We start from the raw sequence: 15,132 nt of genomic DNA on the forward strand, positions 1-15,132 counted from the left end.
TTCTATGAAGCCCTAATATATATGATGGTGTAGTAATGAACCACGGGTCATAGTATAATCGAGTTAATTATATATACCGGAAGGTTAATTTTGCAATGCCTAATTTTGTGAACACTTCTAACAAGCAATTAAATACGTAAAGAGGTATGTACTTATGAGCAAAAAAACAAACATTCCCCGTTCACCGGGTAGGCCCAAAACAGCTGTGGATCAAGCATCTGTTCAAACCAACATATTGATGACCGCGTCACATCTGTTTATGGAATACGGGTATGAACCCGTCTCTCTCCAGCAGATCGCTTCGTTATGTAATGTGACCAAAGCATCAATCTATTATCATTTCACCAGCAAAGCCGACCTGTTCACCGTTGCCATCACCCGCATGATGGCGATGGGCATGCAGCAGACTTCGCTCCGTCTGGATGAACCGGGTACGTTGCAAGAACGACTGGTTAAGGTTGCTGAAGCGAAGATGCAGCATTCCCATATTGAAACGGAGACCATGATGCGAGAAGCCGAGAAACATCTGGACACGGAGCAGCTCGCTCAGATTCGGGAAGCAGAGGTTCGCATATTCGAAGTACTAGCTACCCATTTTCAGAAGGAGATGGACAACGGTTATTTGCGGGTCGTGAACCCTATGCTGCTTGCCCATGCATTTACGTCACTGCTGATGCTCGCGAACCGCGAAGATGTACGCAACATGAATGGCGACAGCATCGAGGAACTTGCGCAGGAACTGGTGGCGCTGTTTCTGGATGGAGCGGTTAAGCGGAGCTAAAATATATAGCTGTATCTCAAAAGCAGTTATGCAAAAAAAACCATCGGGCGATGCAATGAACACACCTACCGATGGTTTATTGGTTGAAATCTAATCATGATTATAGGACTCTGCTCCTGAAAGTTTTGAATTGATCCTGTAATTACTTACCTGTTACTTAATCGACAGTGATATAAATAGATATATTAGGGCCATCACTACTATTCTCCGTATAGAATTTACCTTCACCCGTTGGTCTTCCGTTTTTAAACATGCCCACATAGACTAACTTACCGTTTAAGTACCCTTTACCTTTGCCGGTAATAGCTCCATTTTTAGCCTGCCCATCATAGATGATTACACCATCTTCGTACAATTTAATTTTGCCAGAATACGTGGGTACTCCTTTATCAAATGCACCAACATAGGCAATTTCTCCATATTGATATGCTTTACCTTGTCCCTGTGGCAAACCATTCTTAAACGTACCCTGATAGAACATTTCACCATATTCTGTATACCACTTACCTTGACCATGAAACGAACCATTCAAAAAATCGCCCTTATATTTAACCGTTCCATTTATGTCGTACTCAGTACCTTTACCTGAGGGAAGCCACGTTTCCTTATCCACCTTACCAACATAATTAAACTTTCCATTTGGGTAATAGATCTTTCCCTGTCCATTAGAAATATCCGAGTACAGCTTTCCATCTGCGTTATACCTTTTTCCTTCATGAGGCATTCCCGCTACAAACTTACCTTCAAAGCTCTTCTTCCCATTTGGAAAGTAGGATATTCCTTTACCATTAGGAACACCATTTTTGACTTCTCCCACATATCTGTGTTTCTCACCAGAAAGAGTAATATAGATTTCTTTTTTCGCTGCTAAGACCTGTCCAGGTGAAGTAAACAGCGGTGTAGCCAAAATTAAAAAAACAGTAAACCACTTCAAATAATTCTCTAACTTTCGCATTTCGTTAAATCCCCATTTCTATTATATAAAATCTATCGGCCTGCTAAGGTAAACTGATACGTCTCTTTAAGACTATGAATGTCTGGTTTACTACAACGCAGCTATGTATACAGTACAGCAAATCAAAAATATAATTCGAGCAGAGTAATACGAATCTTCAAAAATAAGTTTCTCTTCGACTTAGCAAGCACGACAATACTTATATCGACCATTATAGCTACAAGCATGAGAAAATATGGTAAAGTGTTGTTAATTATCTATTTTCCGTTGATTAATACGATACATAACATGAATAATACTAGCCTGGAACCTATAGGAGGAAATAACCATGTCACATTCAAAACTATCCCCACGCATCCCTCGTCTGCTGGAAACGTCGCGCATATATCTGCGTCCCTTCGAGATTACAGATGTAGATGCATACTTCCCCGGTCTGTTTGACGCCGAGATGCGTAGGCTGACGGGAACACAGAACAGTTTCACACGCGCTCAGGTCGAACGTTATGTTGAGAGCGCTGCACAAGATGACACCAGACTCATGCTACTTATTGCTTTACAGGAAAATGACCAGATCATCGGAGATGTTGTCCTGATGGACATGCATGCCAAGAATCGCAGTGCACATATTCGGGTTGCCATCGATCAGGCGGCGCATCAAGGAAAAGGTTACGGCAGCGAGGCGTTGCTGCTTATGCTGGACTACGGCTTCGGCATCTGTAACTTGCATCGAATCGAGCTTGAGGTGTACGCCTTCAACGAGCGAGCCATTCGCACGTACGAGAAACTCGGATTCCAGCGCGAGGGTGTGAAGCGGGATGTCTTGTTCTACAATCATCAATACCATGATGCCATTCAGATGAGCATGCTGGAGGATGAGTTCAGACAACGTCATATGAAAGATCAGCCAGGGAATGATTGAGTTTATGATCAGCCAAAATCAAACCAAAAAACCGGGGGTTCTAATAACCCTCCCCGGTTAGAAACTTCAGATGACCCGTCAACACCGAAAGCTCGGCGGGTGTTTTCATATACAATTCGCCGTCCGTATCAGCTGACATCGGGGCATCCGTCTTCACTTTTAACGTAGATGCCTTGAAGTATGAAATACTCTCACTCTGAGGTTGCCAATCTCCCTCCGGCTTGTGCGACAGCATCTCTCGCAGCAGCGGAATGCCTGTCTCATGAATAATGAGCACGTCCAGTTCGCCATCCTGCAACGCATCCGGTGCAAAGGGTAATGCATTGGTTCCCAGAAAACGGCCGTTGGCTGCATAGATCATCACTGCTTCGCCTTCCATCTCATTCCCATCCGCCTCCAGTTGGTAACGAAACGGCTCTGTATGACTAATTGTCTGCAACGTGCTGATAAAATAACTGAGCTTACCCAGCGCGCCTTTCAGATTTTCGTTAATATTCTGCGATGCATCACTGATCAAACCAATGCCGAAAAAGTTCGTGAACACCCGATCATTAGCCCGTCCAACATCAATGGACACCACCCGACCTGCCAGCATTTCTTGTGCCGCAGTCTCTGCATCCGGTGAAATCCCGAGCGAACGCGCAAAGTCATTACAGGTGCCCCCAGGCAATATGCCAATCAATGGAGGATGTTGCAGATCAGCCAGCCCATTCACGCATTCGTGCACCGTGCCATCCCCGCCCAGGATAAACACCACATCGAATTCTTCCCCGCGCTCACGACACAGCTTCTCTCCTTCACCAGCTTCATCCGTACGCACAATGACGAGTTCATGGACAGCGGGAGCCAGCACACCAGCCACAAGGCCTACTGTATTCTCACGATTGGCCTTGCCCGAATGATGATGATGAATTAACAATGCTTTGTTAAACTCCATCCCTCTTCCTCCATTCCAATGCTTGTTAACCTTTACCCACAAAGGTTGAAGCCGTAAACAAGCCCTTCGCTAAGCACTCATCATGATTCCAAATAGGTTTCCCAATCAGGTATGCATCCTAATCCTCATTCATTCGTAATAGCTATATAACCCTTTTATCTAACTAGCCAATTCCTTTTTTAACCAGATTTATGCATGAGAATGAGGGTTTCTCCGCACCTTAATGTCATAAGACCGCAAATTTAGCTGGTGAGAACCCATTCAAGTCGAGTCAAAACGGTTATATCTATACCATATACGAATGGAGGGATTCCCTATGATTCCAGCAACGTTGGAACAATTGGAGCAAGTTCGCAAGGAATGCCGTACCATGGTTCGCAAAAGAGCTACCGCATCTGCCGGTACAACACTCGTTCCGCTGCCCGGTACAGACGTACTGGCTGATGTGGGGATGCTGATGCAGCTGTTGCCTGCCATTAACAATAAATTCGGATTATCACAAAAACAGCTGGACGGTATGGACCCCGAGACCAAATCCATGATCTATGGATTCGTCATGTCCATCGGAAGCAAAGTCATCGGTCGTATGATCACCAAGGAGTTGGTGGTACAGGTTCTGAAAAGAGTCGGCGTACGCGTAGCCACCAAATCGGTCGCCAAATTTGTTCCGTTTGCAGGACAGGGACTGGCTGCCGCACTCAGCTTCACAGCCATGCGCTATGTAGGTAACAAACATGTCGATGACTGTTATGAAGTCGTCAAACGCATGATTGAGCAGCGCGAATTGATTCCGGGTGAACCCGCTCCGTCTGCGCTGGAGGAAGCTAACAGCGACGACGTGAAAGTAGAAGCGAAGTCGATCTCTAGCAACGGGGCAGATGAACCTGCGAAGGAGTCTAAGGATCAATGAACGCAAAAGCTCCTGTGCGACTGAACGCACAGGAGCTTCTTCATCTCACAAGAACTGCTAACTATTATTTAAAGTAATGTGTATTTCCTTTTGGATATCTAAAGAACCATACCGTTTATTTTCAAGGTAGCTTATTTGTATATCATGTACTTCTTTGCGCGGTACAAAATATGGTAACTTGCCTGATTTTATAAGTGCATTCATCTTTTTAACTTTTTTCATAATGACTTCACGTTCAGCCGAGTTCTTAATTTCAATATGTATTTGTTTTACTGTAAATGGATCACCAATAAATTCCTTTCTTACATAGAACATATTTTGAATCAACAGGTAATTGTCATACTGATTCATCTTAATAGGATGAACATTAGTAGGTTTTGAAATCATTAATTGCTTGTATTTATTATGTTTATCATCATCCTTTGAAATAGGAATACAACATAAGGAATCAGGAAATTGTTCATCTTCAAGAACTAGTAACAGGCCTGGTCGTTGTTCATTAATTGAAATTTTGTACTCTCTCCAATCACAAATGGAGTGAAATTCTTGTTTTAGTTTATATACTTTAAATTCCATGTGTACTCCCCCAAGTAATTGAAAAAGGAGCAGGAAAAATCCTGCTCCTCCTATTTACACATCCGTTATCTTTTAGTTGCATACGGATCAGCAACAACATTTACACATCCGTTATCTTTTAGTTGCATACGGATTAGCAACAACATTTACACATCCGTTATCTTTTAGTTGCATACGGATTAGCAACAACATTACATATATAGTTTAGCACCAAACGGTTAGAAATACAATAAATCATTAGCATTTTTTAGATTTTTTTGTATTATTCCTAATTCATATAACTAGCATTCCACACAATGATTGTGGTCGAATTTCAAATTCTAACCTAACATCAAATGCATGTGAAATGCTAGTTCGAAACTTAGATCGCCTGCGGTTGTTGCTCCGCAAACTGACTATTGTACAGATCGGCGTAGAAGCCCTGACTTGCCATCAATTCATCATGATTACCCTGTTCAATCACGTTACCATGATCCATAACCAGGATCAGATCGGCGCCGCGAATGGTAGACAAACGGTGTGCAATGACAAAGCTCGTGCGATCCTTCATCAGATCATTCATTGCTTTCTGGATAAATACTTCGGTCCGTGTATCCACGCTACTCGTCGCTTCATCCAGAATGAGGATGGCGGGGTTCGCCAGAATCGCTCTTGCAATGGTCAGCAATTGTTTCTGCCCTTGAGAGATGTTCGACGCCTCTTCATTCAGCACCGTATCATAACCATCAGGCAGTGTACGGATAAAGTGATCCGCATGTGCCGCAACGGCTGCCTTGATTACATCGTCTTCCGTAGAACCTTCTCGACCATAGGCGATGTTGTCCCGAATCGTTCCGTTGAACAACCAGGTATCCTGAAGCACCATGCCGAACAGACTGCGCAACTTGCCACGCTCCATGTCCTTAATGTCGGCACCGTCAATCGTAATCCGACCATCCTGAATTTCGTAGAAACGCATTAACAGGTTGATCAGGGTGGTTTTACCGGCTCCCGTTGGTCCAACAATGGCTACCGTCTGTCCCGGTTTTACATCAATATTCATGTTATGAATGAGCAGTTCATTTTCTTTATATCCAAAATTAACACCTTGGAATGCAACCGCACCTTTAGGCTGCTGTAGTTGCACGGGTTGTTTGGACTCCGGAACTTCTTCCTCTTCATCCAGCAACTCGAATACCCGTTCTGCCGAAGCAATCGTTGATTGAATGATATTGGAGATATTTGCAATCTGGTTAATCGGTTGTGTGAATTGACGGGAATACTGTGTGAAGGCCAGAATATCCCCGATAGAGATCGATCCGCGTGTAACGAAAATCCCACCAACCACACAGATCAGCACATAACCCAGGTTACCAACAAAACTCATGAGCGGCATAATAATACCGGAGATAAACTGGGCTTTCCAGCCAGATTCATACAGCTCTTCATTGACCTTCTCAAATTGCTGTACGGATTGTTCTTCACGTCCAAATGCTTTGACGACCTTGTGTCCCGTGTACATCTCTTCGACATGACCATTCAGTTCCCCAAGGGATTTCTGTTGACCCGCAAAGTGTTTTTGCGAACGAGATGCGACCAGCATGACAACAACTACACTGAGTGGCAACGTCAAAATCGTGATCAAGGTCATCCATGGACTAATCGTCAGCATCATGATAATTACGCCGACAATCGTGACGATAGATGTAATGAACTGTGCCAAACTTTGCTGAAGTGTATTACTGATATTGTCCACGTCATTCGTGGCACGGCTAAGTGTCTCCCCAGTTGTGCGGGAGTCAAAATATTTCAAAGGAAGACGTCCAACCTTCGCACTGATCTGCTCACGCATGTCATACACAACACGTTGGGCCACACCGGCCATCAGGTATTGCTGAACATACATAAATGCAGCACTGAACAGATAGAGTCCGCCAAGCAGGTATAATACTTTCATCAATGCAGGAAAATCAATCCCGGCTCCCTGTACACCCTGAAGGATGGCAATGGCGCCTTTACTGAGAATATCCGTTCCTTCGGCCATAACTTTTGGACTAATGATGCTGAATACGGTACTCAAGATGGCTGCAACCAGCACACCTAACAGACGAGAACTATGGGGCTGGAGATAACGAATCAAGCGCCGCAGTGTGCCTTTGAAATCCTTCGCTTTCTCCACTGGAGGCCGCATACCCATTCCGCCTCCAGGGTGACCCGGCCCACCAGGGGGACGAGCCGACTTGCGTTCTGTACGTTCACTCATGCGATCTCCTCCTCTGTCAGCTGGGAGGATACAATCTCGCGATACACTTCATTGTGCTCCAGCAGCTCTTTATGTGTTCCTGAACCGACAATTCGACCCTCATCCATAACCAGAATGCGATCGGCATCCATTACTGTACTTACGCGTTGCGCAACAATCAACACAGCTGCTTCTGTCGTTTCGGACTTCAGCGCAGCACGAAGTTTAGCATCCGTTTTGAAATCGAGAGCAGAGAAACTGTCATCAAAGATATAGACTTCCGGACGGCGAACAAGTGCGCGAGCGATGGACAGACGTTGCTTTTGTCCACCAGATACGTTGTTACCACCTTGAGCGATAAGGCTGTCATATCCCTCTTTCATTTCGGTAATGAAGTTCTCCGCCTGAGCCGTGCGGGCCGCATGAACAACTTCATCCATTGTGGCATCATCTTTCCCGTGACGGATATTCTCCGTAATCGTACCCGTGAAGAGGACTGCCTTTTGTGGTACAAAGCCAATTTTGGCACGCAGATCTTCCTGCCGAATTTCACGCACATCCGTACCATTTACCCGAACACTGCCTTCGGTCACATCATAAAATCGTGGAATAAGACTGAGCAATGTCGATTTTCCAGAACCCGTACCGCCGATAATGGCTGTTGTCTCACCTGAGCGAGCTGTGAAGGAGATATCGGACAAAGCTGGATTCTCTGCGCCCGGATAACGGAAAGTTACATTGTCAAACTCAATCATACCCTGCATGGATTTCATGCCACGAGGCTGTTCGGGGTTGCTAAGATCCGGCTGCATATCAAGCACTTCGTTGATCCGTTCTGCCGATGCTGAAGCTCTTGGGATCATAACAAAGATCATCGAAACCATAATCAGTGAGAACATGATTTGCATTGCATACTGGATGAAGGCAATCAATGCACCGATGTTCATATTGCCACTGTCGATCCGCATTCCACCAAAATAAAGGATGGCAATCATCGAAAAGTTCATAACCAGCATCATCACAGGCATGATGGTCGCCATGAGCACATTAACTTTGATCGATGAATCTCTCAGTTCTGTGTTGGCCCCGTTAAAGCGCACTTTCTCATGCTCCCCACGGTTAAAGGAACGAACAACCCGAATCCCTGTTAACTGCTCACGCAGCACCAGGTTGAGACGGTCCAGCTTTTTCTGAATGGTTTTGAACAAAGGTAAACCCTTGGCACCAATCAGCGCAATAGCTCCACCCAGTACCGGAAGCACGACCAGGAAAATCGTAGATAATTTGGCGTCCTGAGATACCGCCATGAAGATACCCCCGATACACATGAGCGGAGCCATAATCATCATTCGCAGCATCATTGTAAGTACATTCTGTACCTGCGTGATGTCATTCGTCGTACGCGTAATCAGTGAAGCAGTCCCCATCTTATCGAACTCCTGGAGCGAGAAATTCTCCACATGGCGGAATACTCTGCTCCGCAGTTGTTTGGCAAATCCACCCGCTGTTCTAGATGAGAGATAACTGGCGATCACCGAACACGCTGTTCCGCCAATCGCGATGACCAACATCCATCCACCAATCTGCCAGATATACGGAATATCCCCTTTAATGATGCCGTAATTCACAATATCTGCCATTAACGTGGGCAAGTACAATTCAGCAAGCGACTGAAACAGTACCAAAACCAGAATAAAAATAATCGGAATTCGGTATGGCTTCAGCATGCTAAACAGTTTCATCATGGCGTATCATCTCCTCTTGTCGAATCATCCTTTTGCAAGGAAGTTAATGTATCAAAAAAGGTGTATACCTTGGTCAACAATTCAGCCAGCTGAGTACTGTCTTGCTCACCTAAATGCTCAACTAACTTATTGAATATTTCCATACGCTCTTGGTGAGCAGCCCGAATAATTTCACGACCTGCTTCAGTAATCGTGATGCGGACAGCACGGCGATCCTCCGGGTCCATCGTCCGTTTGACCAGCCCCTCATCTTCAAGGCCACGAATAACAGGTGTAATGGTCGGTGACTTCACTCGTAGCAATGCGCTAATTTCCGAAACTTTCATTCCGGGATGATTGGAGTGGATCGTGTCATTGAAATCAGGCGGATTGTCCTGCCAGTTCAATTGTTCTCCCGGATGCATCCCGTGGAGTAAGCAACCCAGCACCATAATTTCATTGTGATTGCGCCCATGAGGTTTATGTTGCCTCCATTTGCCTTTATTAAACTGCATAATGGAGTACAAAAGCTTCTGAGCGACCGGATCTATACCAGTCATAATGGGTCCCTCCTTCTTTCTTTATCATTCCGTAGACATCCAACATCATAGGACATCTATTAAATAGTAGTACAATTAAATAGATGCACAATTAATTAGGTGTACTAAGTATATTATCGCAAGAAACGAATGTCAAACATCTAAAAATAACCAATATAAACCCATAACCGAGAGCCAATACGCGCTTGATTTTGGGTTTTGTCATTTTGCCGTCATTGGAGTCCGGTATACTTATTATGTGCCATTCCATGAATTCAATTTACAAAGAAGCTCCCATTCTATACTCCGGTGGATGATGACCCGGGGGTAAGAAATGGGAGCATTTTTAATTACGATTGAAAATTAGAAACTAGAGAAACTTCATATTGCATAACTTGCATGATTAAATTCGTTTGTTACTCATTAAGACTGTGAAGCAGAGACTGTTTTTGGCACTGAAGCAAACGGGAAATACTCTTTTGCATTGTTGTAGGCGATGCCCTGTACGATCTGACCGAGCAGCTCCATATCCTGCGGTGCTTCGCCCTGTTCAGCCCATTCACCAATGAGATTGCAGACCAGACGACGGAAATACTCATGCCGGGTGTAGGACAGGAAGCTGCGTGAATCGGTCAGCATGCCGACAAAGCGGCTGAGCAAACCAACATTCGCTAGGGCTTTCATCTGGGCTAACATGCCATCCTTTGTATCATTGAACCACCAGGCGGCACCAAGCTGGATTTTACCCGGAATGCCCCCGCCCTGGAAGCTGCCGATAATCGCTGCGAGTACTTCGTTGTCCCTTGGATTCAGAGAATACAGAATCGTTTTGGGCAGTGCTTGTTGCTGCTCCAACGCGTCGAGCAATCCAATCATCGCTGCGGAAAGCGGCGTATCATTCACGGCATCATAACCGGTATCCGGCCCAAGCTTGGCAAACATCCGTGTATTGTTGTTACGGGCTGCATTAATGTGGAACTGCATCACCCAGCCTCGCTCTGCATACAGTTTGCCAAGGAACGTCAGCGTTACCGTCTTGTACTTGTCCTCTTCCTCACGAGTTACCTTCTGACCCGCAAGTACCTTTGCAAAGATGGCAGCTGCTTCTTCGCGTGTAGCCACGCCGTAAGGAACATAATCAAGTGCATGGTCAGAGACTCTGCCGCCTACAGAATGGAAGAATTCCACACGTGACTCCAGCGCAGCAAGGAAGGATTCATAATCTGAAATGGCGGTGCCAGATGCCTGCGACAGCTTGCCCACCCATTCCACGAAGGTATCCCGGTTCAATTCCAAGCCTTTATCCGGGCGGAAAGAAGGTAATACCGCCGTATCAAAGCCTTCGATTTCCTGAATTTTCAGATGATACTCCAGAGAATCCGTTGGATCATCGGTTGTGCACACAACAGTGACATTGGACTTGGTAATCAGATCACGTGCACCGAATCCGTCACTGTTCAGTTTGGCATTTACTTTGTCCCATATGGCTGGTGCGCTTGTCTCATTCAATACTTCGTAGACGCCGAAATATCGCTGTAATTCCAAGTGAGACCAGGCATACAGCGGATTACCGATCATCATGGGTACCGTTTTGGCGTAAGCCAGAAAACGATCGTAATCGGTTACTCCTTCACCACCGGTCACATATTGCTCTTCAATTCCGTTTGCGCGCATGAGCCGCCACTTATAGTGATCACCGTATAACCAAGCCTCTGTAAGATTGCCAAAGGTTTTGTTCTCGTAGATCTCCTGAGGACTGAGGTGGCAATGATAATCAATAATCGGCATGTCTTTGGCATAATCCTCATATAACTTGATCGCCGTTTCATTGTGCAGCAAAAATTGTTCATCCAGAAAAGATTTCATTCGCCTCGCACGCTCCCTTTAGGTGAGTTTACGTTCATATGGGTTCACTTCCCATCTTTACGCTACACTGTTTATCATCAAAGTTCAATATAAAATGATAGCGTTATCAAAAAAGGTTGATTTAGGCATATATTCGGGAACAAGGTATACTGGATTTAACGCAAGGATGCTGATCTGAAGATCACACAAGGAGATGAAATGAATTGAAAATTACTTTTCTCGGCACAGGAGATATGTTCAGCGTGGAGCAGCCCCACAATAGTATGCTGGCTGAATTCAGAGACACGCATCTGGTCATTGATTTTCCAGAATCAAATGCCAAAGCACTCAAGGAATACGGATTCGCCATGACCGATATCCACAATGTGTTCATTACTCATTTGCATGAAGATCATATTAATGGTGTACAGATGCTGGGTTATTACGCACAGATCGTAGGCGACCGCAAACCCCGTCTGTTCATCCATGAACAATTAGTAGATCCGCTCTGGAACATTCTATCCCCCGGCATGCGTTACACAACGGATGGTGAACGTACCCTGAGCGATTACTACGATGTCGTTCCCCTGCCAGATGGAGGCACATTTGAACTGGGCGGCGTGACGTTTGAGACCTTTCGGACACAACACGTGCCAGGTATGGTCAGTAACGGACTGCTGGCCAAGCCCTATTTCTATTACAGTGCAGACAGTACACTGGACCAGGAACGGGTGGAGCAGGTTGCCGCTGATGTGCAGCTGATTTTCCATGAATGTCATATGCATGATCTGGTGATCAAATCCCATACCTCATTGAAGGATCTGGAGCAGTTACCCGCGGAAGTGAGACAGAAAACCGTACTGATGCATTATCATGACGAGTACGCCGATGCCTACAAACGGGAACAGTTTAACCGCGAGCATGATCTGCAGATGGTCGGCACGCTGGAATCATTTGAATTGGAGTAGGTAAAACCACAAACCCGAAAAGCCTGGAGCATTTTCAATGGAACGAAGTGAGTTCAATCGAATGTGGGATACGATGAATCAGTATTTTGAAGAGTAATAACCTTACTATCTCAAATAGATGAACCGGCAGCGTCTACTCAGATTCCTCATATGGAACTGGTGGATGCTGCCTTCCCATTAATCTAATCTATCTCCCATGACTTCATATACTCAATTGTTCTTGGAGACGGATCGGCATGGATGTGAAAATAATCTTCCGTTCGCTGATCATTTGGGCCATAGGAAATTTTGATATACATATCTGCATAATGCTGGAGGATATTGCTGTCGATCTCCGCCTTGGGCTTCAAGACGTAACTTCTGCTCAGACTCAAACCAAGCGGTTCCTTATCAAACTCTAAACTAATCTCGTGTGTATTGCTCACATTGGAATGAAATAACTCTCCAGCATTTATTCGATTTATCATGTTGGGATCGAGGGTGAAGGACTGTATGAGATTAACCATGGGCACCCGAGCCTCATTCACCAAAATCTCATAAGTAATCCGATCAACTCCGGATTCATTACTCACATCTACCGTTGCTGCCAAAGTATAGCCATCTGTCGAGTTCTTCTGAAAGGACTCAGGGTTCCTCCTAACCCACTCATTTAAATCTCTCCGCTCCGAATTCAACGTATACTCATCGGTCCGTTTCGGTTCGCCCGCTGGCCCCTGGTTGTTTGGTGCCAAACTGCAAGCCCCCAGACACACGGCTATTACACATAGGTACATGACTAACGGGAAGAAACGGTTCATCTCTCTTTTGGGGCTCATTCCATCCCTCCTCTTCTCCATCTTCTGCAAAAAATATCGCTTATTACGTTCTCTCATTTTGTTTTATAACACTCCATATTTGGATTATTGTACCATGTATTAAGATGTGGAACCGAACTGTTTCTTTATCATTTCATGTTTTTACTTGCGGCAGTGATTCGTTTGCCTATGGCGGCGAGCCTTAACCCACGTTAAGCTAACAAATCTGAGTGGCTTATTCGGTTGAAATCCGAGTTTTCAATATTCTAGCTATGATGAAGTTTTACTTGTACATAGAAATGCAAAAAAAACACCTGAACACAGGCATGCATGCTCTCCTGTTCAGGTGGTTTAACGATCTGCATACTGTTTTCATATCAATCCGTGTACCTTTTCTTATCCTGCCTGGCACATGCCGTTACTCAGCGTCAGCGCAGTCCTCATTCTGCTCTGGAAGAGCCCATACCGACAAGCCTCCACCGCACACATGGAAGGTGGCCCAACCGTCTTCCTCAATGGTAATCTGGTCCTCACAGCTGTTTGTCAGATCCACCCAGACTTCACCAGCACGATGCTCGCCGATGAACATTCTCTTCTCACCGTCATCCCCGTTGGAGATGACCACTGCACAACCGGAACCTTCGATTTCCTCTACGCCACGACGTACCCAGCCAATCGTATTGGCGTGATCGAAGTAATCTTCCTGCTCTCCATACGCCTTGTTGCAACGGGCTGACAGCAGAATGTCCAAAATTTCCTTTTTGCCATCCACAGGTTCAGGTCCACCAATGCCATAATAATCCCCGTAAAATACAACCGGATAACCGTCACGACGTAATAGGGTCAACGCATAAGCGCTCGGCTTAAACCAGTCTCCAACCCATGATTCCAACGCTTCATGAGGTTGGGAGTCATGATTATCTACAAAAGTTACCGCATGGGTAGGATGGGTCTGAACCAAGGTATCATCAAAAATTTTGGAGAGATCAAAGTCTCTACCTGCAAGCGAAGCCTCATGTAACTTGTAGTGAAGAGACACGTCAAACAGGTCGATCTGATAGTCTACCGTATCGAGGAATTCACGACATGCATCCAGGTTTGAATTCCAGAACTCACCTACGATGTAGAAATCCTGACCGCGTTTGCGGATCATCTCTGCTGCAAACTCCTTGATGAATTCGTGGTTGATATGTTTAATCGCATCCAGCCGGAACCCACCGCACTGGAGGGTATCGATCAGCCATTTTCCCCAATCGATCATCTCGCGTCGAACATCCGGGTGGTTATAATCTATATTGGCGAACATCAGATAATCGTAGTTGCCAAACTCATCATCGACATTCTCATTCCATTTTTTATTCTCTCCTGCGATGCGGAATACACCTGTTCGTTCTCCCTTGGCGTCAAAGTCTGTACCGTTGAAATGTTCAGAGCTCCACTTAAAGGAGGAGTATTGATCCCCGCGGCCCGGGAATGTGAATTTGGTCCAGCCCTCAATTTCGAACGGCTCAGAAATTTCCTTCGTTCGATCATTCGGATCAACCTCAATCACTTTGAACACTTCCGTCTCATCTGCTCCGGCCTTGTGATTCATAACCAGATCCACATAGACGGCTATGCCGTTCTTCTGACACTCAGCAACGGCCTCCACCAATTCCTGCTTGGTGCCATATTTAGTTCGTACGGTACCCTTTTGATCAAATTCGCCCAGATCGTACAGATCATATACACCATAACCTGTATCTTCTGCGGACACTGCCTTGGTTACGGGTGGCACCCATACCGAGTCAATGCCTTTGGCTTTCAGTTCCGGGGCCATTTCAGCCAGTCGCTTCCAATGATCTCCGTCTGCAGCTAGGTGCCATTCAAAAAACTGCATCATGGTATGATTTCTCTTCATTATAACCGACCTCCTTGATTGCTTTCGAAGCGGACCGCGGAACGGATAGGGTAATCGCCGTTG

The 15,132-nt window shown here is 45.4% G+C and carries 13 protein-coding genes; 4 read left to right on the forward strand and 9 right to left on the reverse strand.

Annotated elements, in window-relative coordinates; translation table 11 throughout:
- Positions 1-154 precede the first annotated feature (154 nt).
- Positions 155-781, forward strand: coding sequence for a TetR/AcrR family transcriptional regulator (locus MKY66_RS28140; RefSeq protein WP_076209683.1), 627 nt, complete (start codon positions 155-157; stop codon positions 779-781).
- A gap of 157 nt (positions 782-938) precedes the next feature.
- Here MKY66_RS28140 and MKY66_RS28145 read toward each other — a convergent pair whose 3' ends face one another.
- Positions 939-1,736, reverse strand: a complete 798-nt coding sequence (locus tag MKY66_RS28145) for a hypothetical protein (protein ID WP_076209682.1) — start codon at positions 1,734-1,736, stop codon at positions 939-941.
- Positions 1,737-2,064: 328 nt separating this feature from the next.
- On the opposite strand from MKY66_RS28145, the gene MKY66_RS28150 reads away from it, so the two are divergent.
- Positions 2,065-2,655, forward strand: coding sequence for a GNAT family protein (locus tag MKY66_RS28150; RefSeq protein WP_076209681.1), 591 nt, complete (start codon positions 2,065-2,067; stop codon positions 2,653-2,655).
- Between the two features lie 40 nt (positions 2,656-2,695).
- On the opposite strand, the gene MKY66_RS28155 is transcribed toward MKY66_RS28150, so the two are convergent.
- Positions 2,696-3,592, reverse strand: a complete 897-nt coding sequence (locus tag MKY66_RS28155) for a diacylglycerol kinase family protein (RefSeq protein ID WP_076209680.1) — start codon at positions 3,590-3,592, stop codon at positions 2,696-2,698.
- A 316-nt stretch (positions 3,593-3,908) separates the two neighbouring features.
- Here MKY66_RS28155 and MKY66_RS28160 point away from each other — a divergent pair, with 316 nt between their 5' ends.
- Entirely contained in the window at positions 3,909-4,502 is a 594-nt protein-coding gene (locus MKY66_RS28160) for a hypothetical protein (RefSeq protein WP_076209679.1), read from the forward strand.
- Positions 4,503-4,559: 57 nt separating this feature from the next.
- Here MKY66_RS28160 and MKY66_RS28165 read toward each other — a convergent pair whose 3' ends face one another.
- The 5 genes from MKY66_RS28165 to uxaC form a co-directional block, all read right to left on the reverse strand.
- Positions 4,560-5,078 (reverse strand): hypothetical protein, encoded by a 519-nt coding sequence (locus MKY66_RS28165; protein WP_076209678.1) that lies wholly within the window; start codon positions 5,076-5,078, stop codon positions 4,560-4,562.
- Positions 5,079-5,439: 361 nt separating this feature from the next.
- The gene (locus tag MKY66_RS28170; protein WP_076209677.1) at positions 5,440-7,320 is read right to left on the reverse strand and encodes an ABC transporter ATP-binding protein; all 1,881 of its coding nucleotides are present in this window, start codon (positions 7,318-7,320) and stop codon (positions 5,440-5,442) included.
- Positions 7,317-9,044 (reverse strand): ABC transporter ATP-binding protein, encoded by a 1,728-nt coding sequence (locus tag MKY66_RS28175; protein ID WP_076209676.1) that lies wholly within the window; start codon positions 9,042-9,044, stop codon positions 7,317-7,319. Before MKY66_RS28175 ends, MKY66_RS28170 begins: the two co-directional genes overlap by 4 nt.
- Positions 9,041-9,583 (reverse strand): MarR family transcriptional regulator, encoded by a 543-nt coding sequence (locus tag MKY66_RS28180; RefSeq protein ID WP_076209675.1) that lies wholly within the window; start codon positions 9,581-9,583, stop codon positions 9,041-9,043. Before MKY66_RS28180 ends, MKY66_RS28175 begins: the two co-directional genes overlap by 4 nt.
- A gap of 402 nt (positions 9,584-9,985) precedes the next feature.
- Positions 9,986-11,428 (reverse strand): glucuronate isomerase, encoded by a 1,443-nt coding sequence (gene uxaC / locus MKY66_RS28185; RefSeq protein ID WP_076209674.1) that lies wholly within the window; start codon positions 11,426-11,428, stop codon positions 9,986-9,988.
- A 203-nt stretch (positions 11,429-11,631) separates the two neighbouring features.
- On the opposite strand from uxaC, the gene MKY66_RS28190 reads away from it, so the two are divergent.
- The gene (locus tag MKY66_RS28190) at positions 11,632-12,375 is read left to right on the forward strand and encodes an MBL fold metallo-hydrolase (protein WP_076209673.1); all 744 of its coding nucleotides are present in this window, start codon (positions 11,632-11,634) and stop codon (positions 12,373-12,375) included.
- A gap of 182 nt (positions 12,376-12,557) precedes the next feature.
- Here MKY66_RS28190 and MKY66_RS28195 read toward each other — a convergent pair whose 3' ends face one another.
- Both MKY66_RS28195 and MKY66_RS28200 read right to left on the reverse strand, forming a co-directional pair.
- A complete protein-coding gene (locus tag MKY66_RS28195; RefSeq protein ID WP_076209672.1) occupies positions 12,558-13,190 on the reverse strand; it encodes a hypothetical protein in 633 nt (210 codons plus the stop codon).
- A 397-nt stretch (positions 13,191-13,587) separates the two neighbouring features.
- Complete coding sequence (locus MKY66_RS28200) at positions 13,588-15,069, reverse strand: alpha-amylase (protein ID WP_076209671.1); 1,482 nt, start codon at positions 15,067-15,069, stop codon at positions 13,588-13,590.
- Positions 15,070-15,132 lie beyond the last annotated feature (63 nt).

This window comes from Paenibacillus sp. FSL R5-0766, assembly GCF_037971845.1.
In the GTDB taxonomy this organism is placed as follows: domain Bacteria; phylum Bacillota; class Bacilli; order Paenibacillales; family Paenibacillaceae; genus Paenibacillus.

Excerpts from the sequence above, each read along its gene's own strand:
- MKY66_RS28140 (WP_076209683.1), top strand. The coding sequence starts at position 155 with ATGAGCAAAAAAACAAACATTCCCCGTTCACCGGGTAGGCCCAAAACA.
- MKY66_RS28145 (WP_076209682.1), bottom strand. The coding sequence starts at position 1,736 with ATGCGAAAGTTAGAGAATTATTTGAAGTGGTTTACTGTTTTTTTAATT.
- MKY66_RS28150 (WP_076209681.1), top strand. The coding sequence starts at position 2,065 with ATGTCACATTCAAAACTATCCCCACGCATCCCTCGTCTGCTGGAAACG.
- MKY66_RS28155 (WP_076209680.1), bottom strand. The coding sequence starts at position 3,592 with ATGGAGTTTAACAAAGCATTGTTAATTCATCATCATCATTCGGGCAAG.
- MKY66_RS28160 (WP_076209679.1), top strand. The coding sequence starts at position 3,909 with ATGATTCCAGCAACGTTGGAACAATTGGAGCAAGTTCGCAAGGAATGC.
- MKY66_RS28165 (WP_076209678.1), bottom strand. The coding sequence starts at position 5,078 with ATGGAATTTAAAGTATATAAACTAAAACAAGAATTTCACTCCATTTGT.
- MKY66_RS28170 (WP_076209677.1), bottom strand. The coding sequence starts at position 7,320 with ATGAGTGAACGTACAGAACGCAAGTCGGCTCGTCCCCCTGGTGGGCCG.
- MKY66_RS28175 (WP_076209676.1), bottom strand. The coding sequence starts at position 9,044 with ATGATGAAACTGTTTAGCATGCTGAAGCCATACCGAATTCCGATTATT.
- MKY66_RS28180 (WP_076209675.1), bottom strand. The coding sequence starts at position 9,583 with ATGACTGGTATAGATCCGGTCGCTCAGAAGCTTTTGTACTCCATTATG.
- uxaC (WP_076209674.1), bottom strand. The coding sequence starts at position 11,428 with ATGAAATCTTTTCTGGATGAACAATTTTTGCTGCACAATGAAACGGCG.
- MKY66_RS28195 (WP_076209672.1), bottom strand. The coding sequence starts at position 13,190 with ATGAGCCCCAAAAGAGAGATGAACCGTTTCTTCCCGTTAGTCATGTAC.
- MKY66_RS28200 (WP_076209671.1), bottom strand. The coding sequence starts at position 15,069 with ATGAAGAGAAATCATACCATGATGCAGTTTTTTGAATGGCACCTAGCT.